At 42.7% G+C, this 18,835-nt stretch carries 17 protein-coding genes; 7 read left to right on the forward strand and 10 right to left on the reverse strand.

Annotated elements, in window-relative coordinates; all coding sequences use genetic code 11:
* The first annotated feature begins 150 nt into the window (after positions 1–150).
* The 3 genes from addB (at position 151) to F0342_RS06340 (ending at position 7,792) form a co-directional block, all read left to right on the forward strand.
* Entirely contained in the window at positions 151–3,636 is a 3,486-nt protein-coding gene (addB, locus tag F0342_RS06330) for a helicase-exonuclease AddAB subunit AddB (RefSeq protein WP_149155151.1), read from the forward strand.
* Positions 3,629–7,396: a helicase-exonuclease AddAB subunit AddA gene (addA, locus tag F0342_RS06335; RefSeq protein WP_149155152.1), complete on the forward strand. Its 3,768-nt coding sequence runs from the start codon at positions 3,629–3,631 to the stop codon at positions 7,394–7,396. The genes addB and addA overlap by 8 nt, the downstream gene beginning before the upstream one ends.
* A gap of 153 nt (positions 7,397–7,549) precedes the next feature.
* Positions 7,550–7,792 (forward strand): HNH endonuclease, encoded by a 243-nt coding sequence (locus F0342_RS06340; protein ID WP_149155387.1) that lies wholly within the window; start codon positions 7,550–7,552, stop codon positions 7,790–7,792.
* A gap of 42 nt (positions 7,793–7,834) precedes the next feature.
* On the opposite strand, the gene F0342_RS06345 is transcribed toward F0342_RS06340, so the two are convergent.
* The 6 genes from F0342_RS06345 to F0342_RS06370 all read right to left on the reverse strand — a co-directional run bounded on the left by F0342_RS06345 (position 7,835) and on the right by F0342_RS06370 (position 9,839).
* Positions 7,835–8,053 (reverse strand): spore germination protein, encoded by a 219-nt coding sequence (locus tag F0342_RS06345; protein WP_149155153.1) that lies wholly within the window; start codon positions 8,051–8,053, stop codon positions 7,835–7,837.
* A 97-nt stretch (positions 8,054–8,150) separates the two neighbouring features.
* The gene (locus F0342_RS06350) at positions 8,151–8,558 is read right to left on the reverse strand and encodes a spore germination protein GerPE (protein WP_149155154.1); all 408 of its coding nucleotides are present in this window, start codon (positions 8,556–8,558) and stop codon (positions 8,151–8,153) included.
* A 3-nt stretch (positions 8,559–8,561) separates the two neighbouring features.
* Positions 8,562–8,741, reverse strand: a complete 180-nt coding sequence (locus tag F0342_RS06355; protein ID WP_149155155.1) for a spore gernimation protein GerPD — start codon at positions 8,739–8,741, stop codon at positions 8,562–8,564.
* On the reverse strand, positions 8,716–9,345 hold the full coding sequence (gerPC, locus tag F0342_RS06360) for a spore germination protein GerPC (protein ID WP_149155156.1): 630 nt from the start codon (positions 9,343–9,345) through the stop codon (positions 8,716–8,718). Before gerPC ends, F0342_RS06355 begins: the two co-directional genes overlap by 26 nt.
* Before the next feature lie 32 nt (positions 9,346–9,377).
* The gene (locus F0342_RS06365; RefSeq protein WP_149155157.1) at positions 9,378–9,605 is read right to left on the reverse strand and encodes a spore germination protein GerPB; all 228 of its coding nucleotides are present in this window, start codon (positions 9,603–9,605) and stop codon (positions 9,378–9,380) included.
* 12 nt (positions 9,606–9,617) lie between these two features.
* Positions 9,618–9,839: a spore germination protein gene (locus F0342_RS06370; RefSeq protein ID WP_138777268.1), complete on the reverse strand. Its 222-nt coding sequence runs from the start codon at positions 9,837–9,839 to the stop codon at positions 9,618–9,620.
* 131 nt (positions 9,840–9,970) lie between these two features.
* On the opposite strand from F0342_RS06370, the gene F0342_RS06375 reads away from it, so the two are divergent.
* The 3 genes from F0342_RS06375 to F0342_RS06385 all read left to right on the forward strand — a co-directional run bounded on the left by F0342_RS06375 (position 9,971) and on the right by F0342_RS06385 (position 12,502).
* Positions 9,971–11,158: a DUF418 domain-containing protein gene (locus F0342_RS06375; RefSeq protein WP_149155158.1), complete on the forward strand. Its 1,188-nt coding sequence runs from the start codon at positions 9,971–9,973 to the stop codon at positions 11,156–11,158.
* 32 nt (positions 11,159–11,190) lie between these two features.
* The gene (locus tag F0342_RS06380; RefSeq protein WP_149155159.1) at positions 11,191–12,060 is read left to right on the forward strand and encodes a fumarylacetoacetate hydrolase family protein; all 870 of its coding nucleotides are present in this window, start codon (positions 11,191–11,193) and stop codon (positions 12,058–12,060) included.
* A gap of 70 nt (positions 12,061–12,130) precedes the next feature.
* Positions 12,131–12,502 (forward strand): YisL family protein, encoded by a 372-nt coding sequence (locus F0342_RS06385; protein ID WP_149155160.1) that lies wholly within the window; start codon positions 12,131–12,133, stop codon positions 12,500–12,502.
* Positions 12,503–12,580: 78 nt separating this feature from the next.
* Here the strand turns inward: F0342_RS06385 and F0342_RS06390 are convergent, their stop codons facing one another.
* The gene (locus F0342_RS06390) at positions 12,581–13,144 is read right to left on the reverse strand and encodes a DUF2777 family protein (RefSeq protein ID WP_149155161.1); all 564 of its coding nucleotides are present in this window, start codon (positions 13,142–13,144) and stop codon (positions 12,581–12,583) included.
* Positions 13,145–13,301: 157 nt separating this feature from the next.
* On the opposite strand from F0342_RS06390, the gene asnB reads away from it, so the two are divergent.
* The gene (asnB, locus tag F0342_RS06395; protein WP_149155162.1) at positions 13,302–15,149 is read left to right on the forward strand and encodes an asparagine synthase (glutamine-hydrolyzing); all 1,848 of its coding nucleotides are present in this window, start codon (positions 13,302–13,304) and stop codon (positions 15,147–15,149) included.
* A gap of 194 nt (positions 15,150–15,343) precedes the next feature.
* Here the strand turns inward: asnB and F0342_RS06400 are convergent, their stop codons facing one another.
* The 3 genes from F0342_RS06400 to F0342_RS06410 form a co-directional block, all read right to left on the reverse strand.
* The gene (locus tag F0342_RS06400; protein WP_149155163.1) at positions 15,344–16,732 is read right to left on the reverse strand and encodes an ammonium transporter; all 1,389 of its coding nucleotides are present in this window, start codon (positions 16,730–16,732) and stop codon (positions 15,344–15,346) included.
* Between the two features lie 61 nt (positions 16,733–16,793).
* Positions 16,794–17,135, reverse strand: a complete 342-nt coding sequence (locus F0342_RS06405; RefSeq protein WP_149155164.1) for a P-II family nitrogen regulator — start codon at positions 17,133–17,135, stop codon at positions 16,794–16,796.
* 310 nt (positions 17,136–17,445) lie between these two features.
* Positions 17,446–18,801 (reverse strand): MATE family efflux transporter, encoded by a 1,356-nt coding sequence (locus tag F0342_RS06410; RefSeq protein ID WP_149155165.1) that lies wholly within the window; start codon positions 18,799–18,801, stop codon positions 17,446–17,448.
* Positions 18,802–18,835: the final 34 nt, after the last annotated feature.

The following is an 18,835-nucleotide window of genomic DNA, read 5'->3' on the forward strand; positions in this document are numbered from 1 at the left end:
TGCATCTTTTTACTGTATGCAGGTGTTCCAAATATTTTCAATAAAGATTGAGACGGGAAAGATTTGTTCCTGTGTACTATAATGAACCTATACAAAAATTCAACCTGCCTCATGGTTACAATAGATTAGTATAAGAAAGGGAGTGAGAGGATGGCTGTACGTTTTATTCTCGGGCGCTCTGGTACGGGGAAAACCCATCGCATATTAGATGAGATGAAGCAGAGCTTGTTGGAAGAGCCGAATGGGGATCCCATCATCTATATCGTACCGGATCAGATGTCATTTATATCGGAATACGATCTTGTCAACACACCCGGATTAAATGGGATGATTCGTGGACAAGTGTTCAGTTTCACCCGGCTCGCGTGGAAGATTCTGCAGGAAACGGGCGGAATGAGCCGCTACCATCTATCAGATGTCGGCTTAAATATGATGATTAGGAAGATTATCGACGAAAATAAAGATCGTCTCCATATTTTCTCGAAGGCCGCGGATAAGCCGGGTTTCATTCATCATGTAGAATCCATGTTGACGGAATTCAAGCGCTATTGTATATCGCCTCAGGATCTCGGGCAACTTGATGGGGAAGATGAGCTGGGTTCGAAGGTGTTGAAGGATAAGCTTCATGATCTTGAATTGATTTATGAGAAATTCGAGGAAAAGCTCCTCGGCAAATACATTGATTCAGAAGACTACTTTCAGCTGTTGGCTGATAATGTGAAAAACTCTGAGCTTCTTAGAGATGCAGAGATTTACATAGACGGCTTTCATAGCTTCACGCCCCAGGAATATCAGATAATCGATCAGCTCATTCAGTATAGTAAGACAGTGACGGTTGCACTGACAACCGATCCGGAGCAGCAAATGGGCGCGATGAACGAGTTGAGCTTATATCGGATGACGAACGAAACGTACCATACTCTTCAGGATATAAGCAATGGTGCGGGGAAGTCCATAGAAGAAGTGGTGTTAGTGAAGCGGATTCGCTATCATAATGACTCGATGCTGCATCTCGAACGCCATTTTGAGGACCGGCCAACTGTTCCATGCGAAGAAGCAAAAGGTTCCATTGAGTTTCTGGAAGCCTCTAATCGCCGGGCAGAGGTCGAAGGGATAGCAAGGGAAATACGGAAGCTTGCCCGGGAAAAGGGATATCGGTACAAGGATATAGCGGTGCTGGTTCGAAACAGCCAGGACTACCGTGATAAGGTCGAAACGATTTTTCAAGATTATAGTATTCCATTTTTCCTTGATCAGAAGCGGACAATGTTAAATCACCCTCTGATTGAGTTGATCCGTTCGACTCTGGAAATCATGAACACGAACTGGAGATATGAGCCTGTATTCCGGGCGGTAAAAACAGACCTGTTGTTTCCTTATCAAAAAAATCCAACCGATTTACGGGAAAAAATGGACCGATTGGAGAACTATGTGCTGGCTTACGGGATCAAAGGCGATCGCTGGACGAAGAAAGATCGCTGGAAATACCGTCGCTTCCGTGGTCTTGAGCATGTGGACGCACCACAAACCGACCGTGAAAAGGAACTCGAGCATGAAATCAATGAGCTTCGTTTATTTATTTCTGCGCCGATCATACGTCTTGGAAAACGATTGAAAAAGCAATCCACGGGACGGGAATTCTGTGAAACTCTTTATCTGTATCTGGAAGAGTTGGATATTCCGGCTAAGCTTGAACGTATGCGTATTGAAGCTGAAGAAAAAGGCGATTTGATTGCGGCAAGAGAGCACGATCAAGCGTGGTCAGCTGTAATGGACTTACTTGATCAATATGTAGAAATGCTCGGTGATGAGGAAACGACGATGAAGAAATTCTCATCGATCCTCGATGCGGGTATGGAAACGATGCAATTCTCGTTAGTTCCCCCTGCCATTGATCAAGTCATAATAGCTGATCTGGAGAAATCAAGGCTTGGTGCCATTAAAGCAGCATTTATCATTGGAGTGAATGATGGGGTTCTTCCGGCAAAAATGAATGAAGACGGAGTCCTGTCAGATGAAGACCGTGAATCGTTGATCAACAGGGGCTTCAAGATAGCTCCCAGTAACAGGACGAAGCTGTTGGACGAGGAGTTTGTGGCGTATAAAGCCTTTACGACCCCGAGTGAACGCTTATTCATCAGCTATCCGATTGCCAATGAAGAAGGAAAAGCGTTATTGCCATCCTCTTTCATAAAAAGGCTGAATGAAATGTTCCCGGATGCATTTACGAAGCTTCTTATTAATGAACCATCCGAGCTTTCTGAAGAAGAACAGCTGCACTATGTTTGTCATCCCAATGTGACAATTTCTCATTTAACGTCCCAATTACAGTTAAAGAAGCACGAATATCCGATCTATGACTTCTGGTGGGATGTGTATAACTTCTATGCAACGTCAAACGATTGGAAATGGCATGCACAGCATATTCTATCCAGTCTATTCTACCAGAATCGGGCGAATCAGCTTTCTGAGGATACGAGCAGGGATCTGTATGGTGACCATATTTTAGCGAGCGTATCCCGAATGGAGCTGTTCCATAGTTGTCCGTTTTCTCATTTTGCCAGTCATGGGTTGAAGCTTAGAGAGCGGGATTTCTTTAAACTGGAGGCACCGGATATTGGGGAAATGTTCCATTCCGCTCTTAAATGGATATCAGAAGAAGTAGATCGTCATGGTCTGACCTGGGCATCCTTATCAAAAGCTCAGTGTCTCAAGCTTGCTAAAGAAGCCGTCTTGATGCTCGCACCGAAACTTCAGCACCAGATTCTATTAAGCTCAAACCGCCATTATTATATCGCTCAGAAGCTTGAGCAAATCATAAGCCGTGCGAGCCTGATTCTCAGTGAGCATGCGAAGGCGAGTGGATTTGTGCCTGTAGGGGTGGAGCTTGGATTTGGACCGCATGCGACCCTGCCTCCGTTCCAGTTCCAACTGAGAAATGGAACGAAAATGGAATTACAGGGAAGGATCGACCGGGTAGACAAAGCAGAAGATGCAAGCGGAGTATACCTAAGGATTGTCGATTACAAATCGAGTGCAAGAGATTTGGATATGACGGAAGTGTACTACGGATTGGCACTTCAGATGCTGACGTATTTAGATATTGTGTTAACGAACTCTAAGCAATTTGTCGGGAAAGAAGCAAAGCCTGCGGGCGTACTCTATTTCCACGTTCATAATCCTATGATCAATAGTAAGAAAATCTTGACAATGGATCAGATTGAAAAGGAAATCTTTAAGAGTTTTAAGATGAAGGGACTCGTTCTGGGAGACTCTGACATCGTTCGGTTAATGGATCAAACGTTAGATACGGGGAACTCAGATATCATCTCGGCAGGGGTCAAGAAGGATGGATCATTATCCTCCCGGTCAAAAGCTGCTTCAACAGAAGACTTTCACTATATGCGTCAGCATGTGAGAAAACTATATGAAGCTTCAGGGAACCGGATTGTTTCAGGTGAGACCAATATTACTCCTTACAAGCTAAAGGACCGTACACCATGTCAGTTCTGTTCGTTCCGTTCCGTTTGTCAATTCGACCAATCACTTGAAGAAAACGAGTACAGAGTGCTCCCGACGGCAAAACCAGAAGATCTATTAAGGACATTGAGAGAGGAGGTTGAGTCCAATGAGTAAAGGTACGATTCCGGCAAAGCCTGATTATGTTACATGGACAGATGATCAGTGGAAGGCGATTTGGGCGAAAGGTCAGGACATTCTCGTAGCAGCTGCTGCAGGATCAGGGAAGACTGCAGTTCTTGTAGAGAGGATCATTCAGAAAATCCTTTCTGAAGAAGACAGAATAGATGTGGATGAACTATTGGTAGTAACCTTTACCAATGCATCTGCCGCTGAGATGAGACATCGGATCGGGCAGGCATTGGAAAAGGCGATTGATGAGGATCCCCATTCCCATCATTTAAGAAAACAGCTGAGCTTACTGAACCGGGCTTCCATTTCGACTCTTCACTCTTTTTGCCTTGAAGTGATTCGTAAATATTATTATCTCATCGACATTGACCCGGGTTTTCGGATTGCCGATGAAACAGAAGGGGATCTGCTGCGTGATGAAGTGCTTGATGAGCTGTTTGAAGAGGAATACGGAAAAGAAGGCAATCATGATTTCTATACACTGGTAGATACATTTACCAATGATAGAAGTGACGGTGCCCTTCAGGATATGATCCGTAAGCTGTATGACTTTTCACGCTCTCACCCGAACCCGGACGAATGGCTGAGAGGGCTGGAAGAGATGTATGACATCCAAGAAGGTGTAGAGATCGATCACCTTTCTTTCATTCAGCCGCTCCATACAGATATTCGCTTACAGCTTCATGGGGCGAAAAACTTGTTTCAGCGTGCATTGGATCTGACACGGGTTCCTGGGGGACCGGGTCCAAGAGCTGAAAACTTTCTAAACGATATAGAGATTGTCGAGAGCCTTGAAGAAAGCCGGCACATTTCATGGAATGCTTTATATGAAACGATTCAAACCTTACCCTTTACAAAGTTAAAAGCTTGTCGAGGGGATGACTATAACAAGGATATCGTTGATGAAGCGAAAAAGCTTCGGGATCAAGGGAAGAAAACGATAGAAAAACTGCAGGAAGATTTTTTCTCAAGAAGACCGGAGTCATTCCTTGAGGATATGAAGAAAATGAGAGACGTGATTCATACCCTGTCGGAAGTGGTGGTGGAATTCGGCAAACGTTTCCGACAAGTGAAAGAGGAAAAGGGACTTGTTGACTTTGCCGATTTAGAGCATTTTTGTCTCGATATTTTAAGAGACCCTTCATCAGATGCTTTACTTCCTTCAGAAGCTGCAAAGCAATATAAAAAGAAATTCAAAGAAGTACTGGTCGACGAGTATCAGGATACGAATATGGTTCAGGAATCGATTCTTCTTCTCATTACTGAAGAACGAGAAGAAGTAGGGAACCGTTTTATGGTAGGAGATGTAAAGCAATCCATCTATCGATTCCGATTGGCAGAGCCGAATTTGTTTTTAGGAAAGTATACCCGCTTTCTTCCTGTAAGCGGAGAAGCGGGATTGAAGATCGATCTATCTCAAAACTTCAGAAGCCGGAAAGAGGTATTAGAGGGAACCAACTTTTTATTTAAGCAAATCATGGGGTCTTCGGTTGGTGAGATGGAATATAACCGGGAAGCAGAGCTGGTGAAGGGTGCTCCCTACCCGGAAGAGAAAGAGTATCCGATCGAAGTAGCGATCATTAATCAGGAATCAGAGGAAACTTCATCGGGTGGTGATGAAGATGAGTTGTCCATTTTTGATGAGGGTGATATTGAGAAATCCGTACTTGAAGCCCGCTACATGGCAAATAAAGTGAAGGCCATGATTGAAGAGCGTACACCGATCTATGATGCCAAAACGAAGACAGAGCGTCCCGTTCAATACAAAGATATTGTGATTTTGCTTCGTTCTATGCCTTGGGCGGCAGAAATTATGGAAGAATTCAAACGGCAAGGAATTCCGATTTATGCAAATCTGTCTACTGGTTATTTTGAAGCAACCGAGATCGCGATTATGCTTTCACTGCTGAAAGTGATTGACAATCCGTATCAGGATATCCCCCTGGCATCGGTTCTTCGTTCACCGATTGTTGGGCTGGACGAGCAGGGTCTTGCAAGCATTCGGATTCATTCGAGAGCGGGAACGTATTACGAAGCCTTGAAGAAATTTGCAAGTGAAAAACCAAGTAACGCACGTGAAGAAGAAACATTTGAAAAGGTCAAAGTGTTTCTGTATCACATGCAAAACTGGCGAACAAAGGCTAGACAAGGATCGGTTACGGAGCTAATTTGGCAATTGTATCGGGACACTAGATTCTATGATTATGTCGGAGGAATGGCCGGCGGGAAACAGCGTCAGGCAAACCTTCGGGCACTATACGACCGTGCCCGCCAATACGAATCAACGTCCTTTAGAGGTTTATTCCGCTTCCTGCGATTCATTGATCGGATGAGGGAAAGAGGCGATGACCTCGGGGTAGCGAGAGCTCTCAGCGAGCAGGAGGATGTAGTCCGCTTAATGACAATTCACTCCAGTAAAGGGCTTGAGTTCCCGGTTGTCTTTGTCGCTGGCACATCGAAGCAATTCAATCTCATGGATTTGAACGCTTCCTATTTATTAGATAAAGATTTGGGTTTTGCTACAAAGTATACAGACCCAGGGAAGCGAATCAGTTATCCATCTCTTCCCCAACTGGCATTTAAGCGGAAGAAGCGCATGGAGTCCATCTCAGAGGAAATGCGGGTACTCTATGTGGCGTTAACCCGTGCAAAAGAGAAGCTATTCTTAGTGGGAACTGTGAAAAGCTTAGAGAAGTCACTTAAGAAATGGCGGGGAGCTTTAGGTCAGACAGAATGGTTGTTATCTGACTATGAGCGGGCCGGGGCAAGTTCATATCTTGATTGGATAGGTCCGTCCCTCATGCGACACCCCCGTTGTGGAGAGCTTGGTGAAGATGCGGTTTTAGAAGGAAGTGGGATCAATGAAGAGATTCTAAAGCATCCTTCTTGCTTTCAGATCACGATGATTCAAAAGTCTGAGCTGGGTGCAGTAGACGCTGAGTCAATGAGTGATGATGACAATTGGAAAGAGCAAGTGAAGAGCGGAGGGGGAGTGGAAATAGAGTCCATTCATAAAGAAGAGGTATTGCACCGATTGTCGTGGAAGTATCCACATCTGAGTGCTACAAACCTTCGCTCGAAGCAATCGGTTTCTGAGCTGAAGCGAATGGTGGAAATAAGGGATGAAGCATCCAGTATCGATATTTTGCGGCGCCATCAAAAGCCTGTGTACAATCGCCCACAATTCATGCAGTCAAAAGAGCTGTCTCCTGCTGAAAGAGGAACAGCCATGCACACAGTCATGCAGCATATTTCTTTTGCGGATGGTGTACCTGCAGAAGAAGATGTAAAAGAGTTGTTATCGACGTTAGTGTATAAAGAAATCCTGACGGAAGAACAGGAAAGAGCAATATCGTTAGACAACATCGTTGGATTCTTCCAAAGCGACCTTGGGAAGCGTTTGGTTCAGGCAGCGAATATCCAACGGGAAATTCCATTCAGCATGAGTGTCCCTCTGAGTGAAATATCGGAAACAGGAGAGGGTGCCCCAGAAGAAACGATCCTCGTTCAAGGGGTCATTGACTGTGTATTCCGGGATGAATTGGGAATTGTGCTATTGGATTACAAAACGGATGGCATCCACGATCGATATAAGGATGGTTTTATAGAAGCAAGACCGATACTTGAAGAGCGTTATAGAGTGCAAATTGAATTATATACACGTGCACTGGAATCGATTTGGAAAGAAACGGTGTCTGAAAAGTATCTTTACTTTTTTGATGGAGGGCATGTGTTAGAACTATAAAGAATAACCACTTTGAAGCACTTGTCTTCAAAGTGGTTTTTAAAGTGATAATAATAGGGAATATCTATACTAAACACATTCAGGAAGGGCTTAAGATGAGTAAAAAAACGAGGTACCTGTGAATTATGCTCCCGGCAAAATGTAGAAACTACGATTCATCACCTGACACCTAAAGAGGTTGGGGGAACCTTCCTTCCTACAGCACAACTTTGTATTCCGTGTCATAAGCAAATCCATTCACTCTATACAAATGACGAATTGGAAGTAAGATTGAACACCATCGAAAACTTGAGGGGGGATGAAAAGATTCATAAGTTAATGAAGTGGATCCGAAAGCAGCCCTCCACTAAATTGGTGAAGACAAAGAAAAGTATCAAACGTCGAAAGAAACGATAAGGAAATCAAAAAACAAAAAGCCGCATAAGGGCTTTTTGTTTTTTAGTTATTTCCGGTGATTGGTTGATCCACGACATTGCAATCAAACGTGGTACTTACGCTGAAGACATTATAGCTTAACTGAAATGGACCAGTATTAAAACCGCCGGCGCCACCGAATGTCTTGGTTGCTGACTTAGGTGAAATAACGGCCGTATCTCCAAACTGAACATTTCCTCCACCAACGTTAAGAATAGCGACAGGACCTACTAAAGCGGGCATAATCAACATCCTCTTTTTATTTGTCTATATGGTTAGCCTATGTGAACTTACAGGGAAGGTTCTTCGGTCAGCCTTGAACAGAAAAAAACACCGCGCATCAATCTAGTTCATCGATCGTTTCAAATGTTTGAGGAGTGTCATCTTCACTATTTTCCAACTGCCGGATATTTTTCACCCTTGCTTCCATATACGCATTGCAAGTATTCCCTAAATGAATAATGGAAGAAGAGGAGGTAGCTCGGATGTTCATGTTGTCGACCTTGATGGGACAAAGGTTTAGGCGGCTTACCCGAATGTCAGGATTGATTGCAGGCAGGTCGATCGGATTTTGGAATACATCTGAATCGAAGCTTCCCTCACTCGTCAGGAAAAATTCTTTTTCACGTTGTACTGCAAAAGCCTTTGAGCGAGCGCAAATATTTTGGGAATCACCAATTTGATAAACCGAACTAAAGGCCAGAGTGATACCATCAAGCTTGTTTACGATGGAATATCGTTTCATCATGATTTATCCTTCAGGGGACAGAGGGACAAATGGGCCGATGATCAGGGACTCAGGGGGGGTGTCGAAGGCAGATGCCAATTGAATGATATCAGCATCTCCAACAAGCACGAGGGAAGAACTCGCCACCCCTGCAATATCAATATTTCCAACTGAAAGTTCACGATTGATGACCTGGAGGTTCATTGTTCTTCATTCCTTCCATATTATTTGGGATTTGTGACATAAAGGAGAAGAGGGCCGTTTCGATATCCTTTTTGATTTTGCTGATGATTTTCCGTTCCCATTCTCCTTCTTGGTCTTTTGACTCAATATAGGGGATGTTCTGTAAATAGAAATCGATTCTTTGTGGCATCTGGTTCAATAAATCCTGCTGGATCATTTCGTAGTAAGACGGATCCAGTGACCGCTTAAATTGCATTTCATTATCCTGAATAAGGCTTGGTAATTCTGAATCGATATACGCTTTAATTTCTGCGGTAATCCTTTCTTTATAGGGCTTGATGTCCTTTATTGAATTGACATCCACATTTTGCTCGACGGCCAGATCCTCTATGGTTTCTTTTAAGTTATTTGGATTTAATCCAATATTCAAGGTGCCATCAAGAGATTCTACTTTGAGTTGATCAAATTTATATTCGATTCTTTCAACGTTGATTTTCGGAGCATCTCTTAGTGTTATTACCTCTTGTGACAGCTCATTCACTTTTTTTTCCAACGCGACAATTTTCGTGTTCAACATCTCGATATACTGATAAAGTTGTTGTGGGGTCATATAGTAATTGTTCATACTGCCACCTCTTTCTTTTGTCGCGATTTAGGTTAACTTGGCGTTTGCAGGGGAACGAGGGGGGTTACAGAGGGAGGTGGTTCTCCATTACCGTTTTTCTCCGCTTCTGGAGCAGGCTCCGTGAAGCCCCCTGTATTATAAAGAAAGTTATTTGTAGTGATTTGACCGCATGTTCCAATCTGAAGGATGGAAGAATTGGACATCCCCCCGATTTTAATAAATTGAATCTGTATGGATTGTTGAACATAATAATTCGTCATTCGGCATCACACTCATAGGTTAAAGTTTATTCCTTGATCCATTCCATCATCGTCCACGGTATAGGTCAAGGAGCTTTCATTGTAGACTGAAATCCCCTTTCCTGTTATGAACGAACCTGCCCCTGCGAAGGTCTTGGCTGTGGAAATTGGACTAATGTTAAATACATCTCCAATATGGAAGACGGCACTTGAACCGACGCTTACGACTTGAGCAATTCCTACGATTGCGGGCATATCAACTCACACCTTTAAGACAAAGTTAATTATTGTTATTCTATGTGATAGGAACGAATAGGTGATAATCGCCTAATTTCATATTTAGAGTTAAAATGGAAAAGAGAATTTTTTTTTCGGAGGAATAGCACATGAACACATTATCGCCAATTGATCATTCAGAACGTATTGTAAGTCTTGATGTGATCCGGGGTTTTTCATTGCTTGGGATCTTTATCATTAACATGATTTCCTTTCATTCACCATTTCTGTATCTTGATCCGTATTCCTGGTGGAAAACGCCTGAAGATGTCGCCTTGTATCCATGGATTGATGTATTGGTCCAAGCAAGCTTCTATCCTCTGTTCGCCATGATGTTTGGGTATGGGTTAGGCATTCAGCAGCAAAGGGCAACTGCTAAAGGAACGTCTTTCTATCTATTTGGAATCAGAAGGCTTCTTATCTTATTAGTGATTGGCTGCATTCATGCTTTTCTTATTTGGTCAGGAGATATCTTAATTAATTATGCCGTATTTGGGCTGCTGCTGCTCGTATTTATGAGGCTGTCTGGAAAGGGATTATTGTGGTTAGGGGGATTATTATTTCTGCTGCCTCAATTATTTTTCAGTATTCTGCTCGTATTAATGACTTTCGCAGATCCGACTGGTGTAACCCAGTTCACTGATATCCAGTCGCTGCAGAATTCAGTTGCCGCTTATGCATCCGGAAGCTTCAGCAGTATTATGGAGCAGCGTTTTCAGGACTGGTATGCGGTGAATTCACCAGGTAACCTCATATTCTTATTACTTTCTATCTTACCAATGATGATGATCGGGGCAGGGGCTAGTAAACTGCAACTCTTGGAAAAGGTAAGAGATTATAAGAAGACATGGATTGTAATAGGTAGCTGTACTTTGGCGATTGGGATTTTCATTAAATCAATGCCATTATTCATCCAGTCCAATTTTGCATATGCATATATTCAAGACTTTTTGGGAGGTCCGTTCTTATCAGTATCTTATGCAATAATCCTTTCATTATTATTGTTGAATGAAAAAATCATGAAAGGGAGCAAGCCTTTAGCCTCAGTAGGGAAAATGTCCTTGACGAACTACCTCATGCAATCGATCATCGGCACCCTGATATTCTATTCTTATGGATTTGGACTCTACGGAGAAGTGACGTTAACGACGGGGACTTTGCTGGCGGTTGGGATTTATGTCATTCAAGTCATCTTATCAGAGATTTGGTTATCCAAGTTTAAATACGGTCCTGTTGAGAAGTTGTGGCGTGTATTAAGCTATGGAAGAAGCACTGTGGTTAAACAAAGAGAGTTATAGTTTCTCAATCAAATGAAGGAGATGAGTAAGGAATGAAATTTGTTAGCTTTCAGATTGGGGATAGACAGACGTATGGTGTGGAACGAGATGGAAGAATCATAGAATTGGCCTGCTTTGACGGTTTATCTAAGGATTTACTTGACGGGGTAGAAGAAGGGGAAGGCTTTCTTCATAAGGTGAAAAATGTTCTCCAGGACGATTCGATAGTACCCCGCTCTTATTCACATGATGAGATAAAGTGGCTGTCACCTCTTCCACGAGTGAAGAGGAATATTATGTGTGTGGGAAAAAATTATCGTGATCATGCCATTGAAATGGGCAGCGAACAGGATATCCCTAAAGACATCATGATCTTCACTAAAGCCACCAATACAGTAGTCGGTCATGGAGAAATGGTGTTGCATCATGGTGAAATGACGGAGCAGCTTGATTATGAAGGGGAGCTTGCTGTCGTGATTGGCAAGAAAGGGAAAGGGGTTTCCCTGGAAGACGCCTTGGAGTACGTATTTGGATACACGATACTCAATGATATAACCGCCAGGGACCTGCAGAAAAAGCATGGCCAATTTTTTATCGGTAAAAGCCTGGATACTACATGTCCGATCGGTCCGTATCTTGTCACGAAGGATGAAATCGTCGACCCGCAGAATCTGGAAATCACGACGAGGGTAAATGACGAAATACGTCAGTCTTCGAACACAAGTGAAATGATATTCAACATTCCCACCATCATTTCGACATTATCAAAGGGGATGACACTTGAGCCTGGTGATATCATTGCTACCGGGACACCGGCTGGAGTTGGAAAAGGCTTCAAGCCTCCGCTTTTCCTGAAGAAGGGTGACAGAGTGGAAATCGAAATTGAATCTCTGGGAATTTTGACAAATCAGTTACAGGCCTAGTTAAAATTTCTGTTGGAGTAAAGACTATGGTAATATTATGAACGTAAACTATCTACATAGGAGGTTCATAATGTTTGATAATACACATGCCCATATTACAACTTGGGTCATTGCGATTATTCTTTTCTTTGTAGCGGTTGGCTTACATAATGCAGGAAAGAAAAAAGGCATGAAAGTTGTACATATGATCTTGAGGTTATTCTACTTGCTCATTATTTTAACGGGTGCCCTATTATTCTGGAAGCATCAAGGAATTAATCCTGCCCTATATGGCATTAAAGGATTGGTTGGGATCTGGGTCATCGGGATGTTCGAGATGGTCTTGGTTCGTACGAATAAAGGCAAGAGTACGAGGGTGTTCTGGATTCAATTGATCATCGCTTTAATCATTGTTCTTTACCTGGGATTACGTTTGCCTCTTGGCTTAAATTTCCTTGGATAGAGAAGTAATAGAAAAAAAGCAAATGTATGCCGGATAGCGGCAGGCATTTGCTTTTTTCTATTTGGGCTTATGAATGGATTAAATATTAAAACTTTCAATCACAATTCGTTTCCCCGTACTTAATGTGAATTCAAAGCGGTCACGCTTCTTTTTGTAATAGGTGAAGTGATGCTGGACAGCACATACTTCTACACCGTTATCGAAGGTGATGAAGTTAACTCCTTCTTTGATCTTTTGATTTCCAAGGAAAACCAGGTGGTTATGGCAAAAGATACTATCATAAATAGAATAACCCAGATTGTTTAAGGCAGTTGTAAACTGATGAAAAGCATCATCAGAAATTTCTTCCAATAAATTCTCCAACGAATACAATATATTCTTCTTTATTTGAATTCGATCGCCATTCTCGATTCTTAATCGTTCATACGGAGTGACAATAATTCCATCTTCCAACAGAACACCAGAAAGCCAGTCTCCATCTCTATATACTTTCAATTCATGATTGAGGTAAAATTCGAGCTCAGACTCTTCCTCGGCGTCAATTTCGAAAAAGTACCACGTATCATCTTCGTAAAGGGCAGTGCCTTCGGAATAGGACCTTTTTTGGGATTTTATAATGTTTGATCGAAAAGTGTTGCTCAAGTGAATATCCCTCCTTAACTACATTTCTTGTCATAATTATCATATTTCATTCATGTGAAAATTGATTGAGACAATTAACCATTTCTTACCTTGAGCATAGAATAATTTATGTGTCCGTGAGCCCAGTTTGTTTGATTAGAAAGTGAGGATGATCACCATGTGCGGAATTGCAGGTTGGATTCATTATAAACGAGATTTGTCTGATCAAAAAGAAGTAGTGGAAAAAATGGCAGAAACCCTTTCTAAGAGAGGGCCAGATGAAACGAATGTATGGATTGAACAACATGTTGCGTTTGGTCATAAACGATTGATTGTCGTAGATCCTGCAGGTGGAAGGCAGCCCATGAGCATTCAGCATAAGAACCACCATTTTACCATTTGCTACAATGGAGAACTTTACAATACAGAAGATTTGAGAAAAGTACTTATATCTAAGGGGTATACCTTCAAAGGACATTCTGATACGGAGGTCTTGTTAACGTCTTATATAGAGTGGCGTGAGGATTGTGTCCATCACCTAAATGGGATTTTTGCCTTTGCTGTGTGGGACAGTGAGAAGGAGCATGTATTTATAGGCAGGGACCGAATGGGCGTAAAGCCTTTATTTTATTTTGAAAAGGAAGAAGGCATCCTCTTTGGTTCCGAACTCAAAGCGTTACTGGCCCATCCTGATGTTTTGCCCCAGGTGGATCATCAGGGATTAGCGGAAGTATTGGGACTGGGGCCATCCCGTACGCCTGGTAATGGAGTGTTTAAAGGAGTGAAAGAGCTTCGTCCTGCTCATGCTATGCTTTTTTCAAAAGACGGCTTGAAAATATGGAGATACTGGAATGTGAAGAGTGAGGAGCATACAGACTCATTTATTGAAACAGTGTCAAAGGTGAGGTTCCTGTTGACTGATGCCATCGAGAGACAGCTCGTTTCCGATGTGCCGCTTTGTACGTTCTTATCAGGCGGACTCGATTCAAGTGCGATTACAGCGGTGGCAGCGAACAGCTATAAAAAAGAAGGAAAAGGGAAACTTCATACCTATTCCATTGATTATGAAGAAAACGAACAATACTTTAAAGCGGACGACTTTCAGCCTAATTCTGATGCACCATGGATAGAAAAAATGACTTCTGAATTCGATACTGAGCACCATCGCTGTGTCATCAGCCAACAGAAATTGAAAGATTATCTTACTGAAGCGGTTCATGTAAGAGACTTACCGGGGATGGCAGACGTTGATTCATCATTATTATGGTTCTGTCGGGAAATTAAACAGGACTTCACGGTTGGATTGTCAGGGGAGTGTGCGGATGAAATATTCGGTGGTTACCCTTGGTTTCACCGTCCTGAAGATTTCGACCGCAGAGGATTTCCATGGATGCGCTCCACGGCTGAGCGTCAAGGTCTTCTAAAAGAAGAATGGAGCAAGAAATTAAATCTGGAAGAATATGTACTGGAGCAATATGATCGCACTATGGCAGAAACCCCATTATTAGAAGGGGAAAGTGAAGTTGAAACAAAAAGAAGACAATTATTCTACCTGAATTTACTTTGGTTCATGACGACATTGTTAGATCGTAAAGATCGGATGAGTATGGGTGCAAGTTTAGAGGTCCGTGTTCCATTTGCTGATCATAGACTCGTAGAATACGTCTGGAATATTCCATGGGAGATGAAAATGCACGAAGGAAGAGAAAAAGGAATTCTACGAAAGGCTCTTGAAGGAGTATTGCCTCACGAAGTCCTTTATCGTAAGAAAAGTCCGTACCCAAAGACCCATCACCCTGAGTACACGAAGCTGGTCAGTGACTGGTTGAATGAAATACTCGAAGACAAATCAAGTGTTCTCTATGAATTATTCGATGAAGAAAAACTGAAAGCAATCGTTGCAACAGGCGGATCTGCCTTCCAGGTGCCATGGTACGGCCAACTCATGACCGGTCCCCAGCTACTTGCCCACCTGGCACAGATTCATGTTTGGTTTAAGGATTATAATGTAGAGATTGTGGAATAGTAGTCGTACGAAAAAGGTGAGCTTCTTATATGAAAGAAGCTCACCTTTTTTTGTCCAAGATGAAAAAGAAAAAATCATTTCGACGAATTCGTAAATAAGCTCGTATGGAAGCTTTTATTGGAAGCCTTCCATATGAGCTTATTTTTGTTAGAGGCAAAAGAAGAGAGCCGCTTCTGCAGCAGCTCCCGATCTGATTATATTGTGTTTCGCTGATTAATGGTTTCACTCACTTTACCTGTTCCAATCGAATTTAATCGATCAACTAAATCAGATCCAAAAGGAGAAGAGGAAGAAACGTTTGATTCTAATACAGTATCCTTTAATTCATAAGCGTTCGACCCATGCTCTGTAAAGTCCAGTCCTGAAAGTTCTTCCTCACGTGAAACGCGAATACTTGATACTCTCGTTACGATGAACAGGAACCCTCCGACAGTGACGGAGGTCCAGGCAATAACTGCTAACACACCGAGGGCTTGAGTGGCTACTAAAGAAACACCACCGCCATATAATAAGCCGTTTGAAACATCAAACAACCCGACTGCTACTGTACCCCATATCCCGCAAATTCCATGTACGGCAATGGCCCCTACAGGATCATCGACTTTAAGTTTAGAATCGATTACGGTTACGGCTTCAACAAGGATCACTCCTGCAACAAGCCCGATAATGAGAGAACCGGCGAGTGATACATTGGCACAGCCGGCGGTGATACCGACAAGTCCTCCCAGAGCTCCATTTAAAGTGAGGGAGGGGTCAATTCGTTTAAATCTCACTAACGTGTAGAAAGCGGATGAAAGAATGGCGGCAGATGCTGAGAATAAAGTTGTTGTAATGACGTGGGGGACAAGTGTCGGATCAGCGGCCAAGCTGCTGCCTCCATTAAATCCAAACCAGCCGAACCAAAGGATGAATACCCCAAGGGCACCGATCGGGATATTATGACCAGGAATGACATTCACTTTCCCTTTATTGTATTTGCCGATACGTGCTCCAAGGAAAAGTACCGTAATGAAGGCTCCGACAGCACCTGTTAAATGAACGACTGTAGATCCGGCGAAATCAACGAATCCCAGCTCTGAAAGCCATCCACCTCCCCATATCCAATGTCCGACAATTGGATAAATGATTCCAGTCATGGCAATGGTTAACAGAATATAACTATTAAGTTTCATTCGTTCAGCTACAGCACCTGAAATGATAGTTGCACATGTAGCGGCAAATACGGATTGGAATAAGAAGAAACCGATGTCTTCACGTCCTAAAAGGAAAAAACTGTCAATTCCAATGATGCCTCCGGATGTTCCTCCAAACATAAACCCAAATCCTACAATGAAAAACAAAACAGAGGCAATGGCAACAGTTAAGAAGTTTTTCATCAGGATATTAAGAGAGTTCTTGGCACGGGTGAATCCGGTCTCAACCATGGCGAATCCAGCGTGCATGAAGAACACAAGGACTGCAGCAATCATGACCCATAGGGAGTCAACGGACGCTTGAACAGATTCTGCGGTAGGGGCCGCAGCGAAAGCAGTAGTACTCACAAACAGTGACAGAAGCAACAGAGCAGAAATTTTTTTAATCAATGGTATCCCTCCAATATTGGTTTGGCCAGCGGCTTAGTGATTGAGTTAAGAATGAAGTGATCTATAAAACGGCTTTTTTTCCTCGTTCACCTGTACGGATGCGAATGACATCCTCGACCGGATAGATGAAAATCTTTCCGTCTCCTATGGTGTCGGTACTGCAATGTTCAACAATGAGATCAATGATGTCTTCAACTTGACCATCGTCGACAATCATTTCCACCTTTACACGGGGGACTAACTGCAGTTCGAATTTATTCCCTCTGAAAATCCCTTGCTTTCCTTTCTGTTTTCCACAGCCAGCTGCTTCTGATACGGTTAGCCCGCTGAATCCACGAAGGCATAACGCTTCTCGCAGGGACAAGAATGCTTCTGCACGAATAATCGCTTCTACTTTTTTCATTGTATTTTCCTCCTTTTGTTTTTTGTTCTTTCATTCTTAGAAAAATGATTCATGGATGTTAGGTTTTATGACATGAATAAGTTATATTATTTATCATATTCAGAAAATAACAAAAGTTCAAGTGTTAATTTGTAATGTAAGCGTTTTTATGTAAAAAAACATAACATAAGTTGGTGGATGCGTTTTCATTTAGTGTGAAAAAAGAGTCAGCTCGGTTGGAGAGCTGACTCTTTTTGAAAGGAGAGAGGGGAGCGGCGGTTATATGAACTTGCGTCAAGGTTCGCAACCTCCTAAAGGAAGCCCCGTCCCTCTATATTGTACCTTTATTACTTTGGACAAATCGTTTCTGGATCCATACTTTGGATCGCCAGCGTTTGAGCATGATGATGCCTCGGAGCCATTCATCGGCAATAAAGGAGATCCAGATCCCGATAAGTCCGAGCCCGAACCAGATTCCGAGTATATAGGAAAGCGTAACGCTCACTCCCCACATGGATAAGATCCCCATATATACTGGGAAGCGCACGTCGCCTGTTGCCCTTAGTGCGTTTATGACGACAAGGTTGAAGCTTCTGCCTGGTTCTAGAATGATGGTCAGGTAGATTAATGTTTTACCAAGAGAAATGATTTCTTCGTTATTTGTAAATATTCGCAGCAGCGGCTCGGCTGCGATAGAGAAAATTCCGGCCATAATAAGAGAGATGAAGATAGCGATCTTTAAACTTTTCAAACACCGTTCATAGGCACTGTCAAATTGTTTCGCTCCGATCATATGACCAATGATAATTTGAGTTCCCTGACTGATCGCTACGCTGAATAAAAAGATAAACATCATCAGGTTTTGTGCATACACCTTGGTGGTGAGTGCGTTCGTTCCGATACTTGCAATGAAATACGTAATGACCATTTGTGAACCATTATATGATAAATGTTCTCCTGCAGAGGGAATCCCGATGCGCAATAAATTTTTTACATGAGAAATAGGTAACTGAAATAATCTCTTGATTGGAAGAGCATTTGGGATTCGTTTGGTAATCACGATGATGCTCACGATAAATCCGATAAGTCTCGAAGCAATCGTGGAAATCGCTACCCCTTCCACCCCTAAAACAGGAACGCCAAATGGACCAAAGATAAATAAATAGTTCCCGATCACATTAATGATATTCATTCCAATCGTAATGTACATGGCGTCTTTTGTATAGCCGTAGCTCCTCATGATGGAACCGGCCGTCATGATCAACGCCTGGATGAAGGCGAATCCTCCAACGATTGTTAAATATGAAGAGGCTTCATTCATCAACGATCGGGGAAGATCCATTGAAAGCAGGATCGGTTCACTGAAAAACACAAGGGCGAAACTGAGGAAAAGACCGAACCCTAAGTTAACGGCAATGGAAACGATGGATACTTCTCCAGCCAATCGGTCCTCCCGGGCTCCCAGATGCTGAGCAACAAGAATGGCAGTACCTGTTGCGACAAATCCAAACATGACAATAATGAGTGAGAGGATTTGGTTGGATACCCCGACGGCTGCGACAGAGTCATCTGAGTACTGACTGAGCATTAACGTATCGGCATTTCCCATCAGCATATGAAGGAAAATTTCAATGAAAATCGGCCAAGTCAAGGCGAAGAGGGTCATGTTTTTTTGATTCTTACTCATAGATTTTCTCCTTTAGCTGGCCAGGGATAGGTAC

It is taken from the genome of Bacillus sp. CH30_1T, assembly GCF_008364765.1.
GTDB lineage: Bacteria > Bacillota > Bacilli > Bacillales > Bacillaceae_B > Rossellomorea.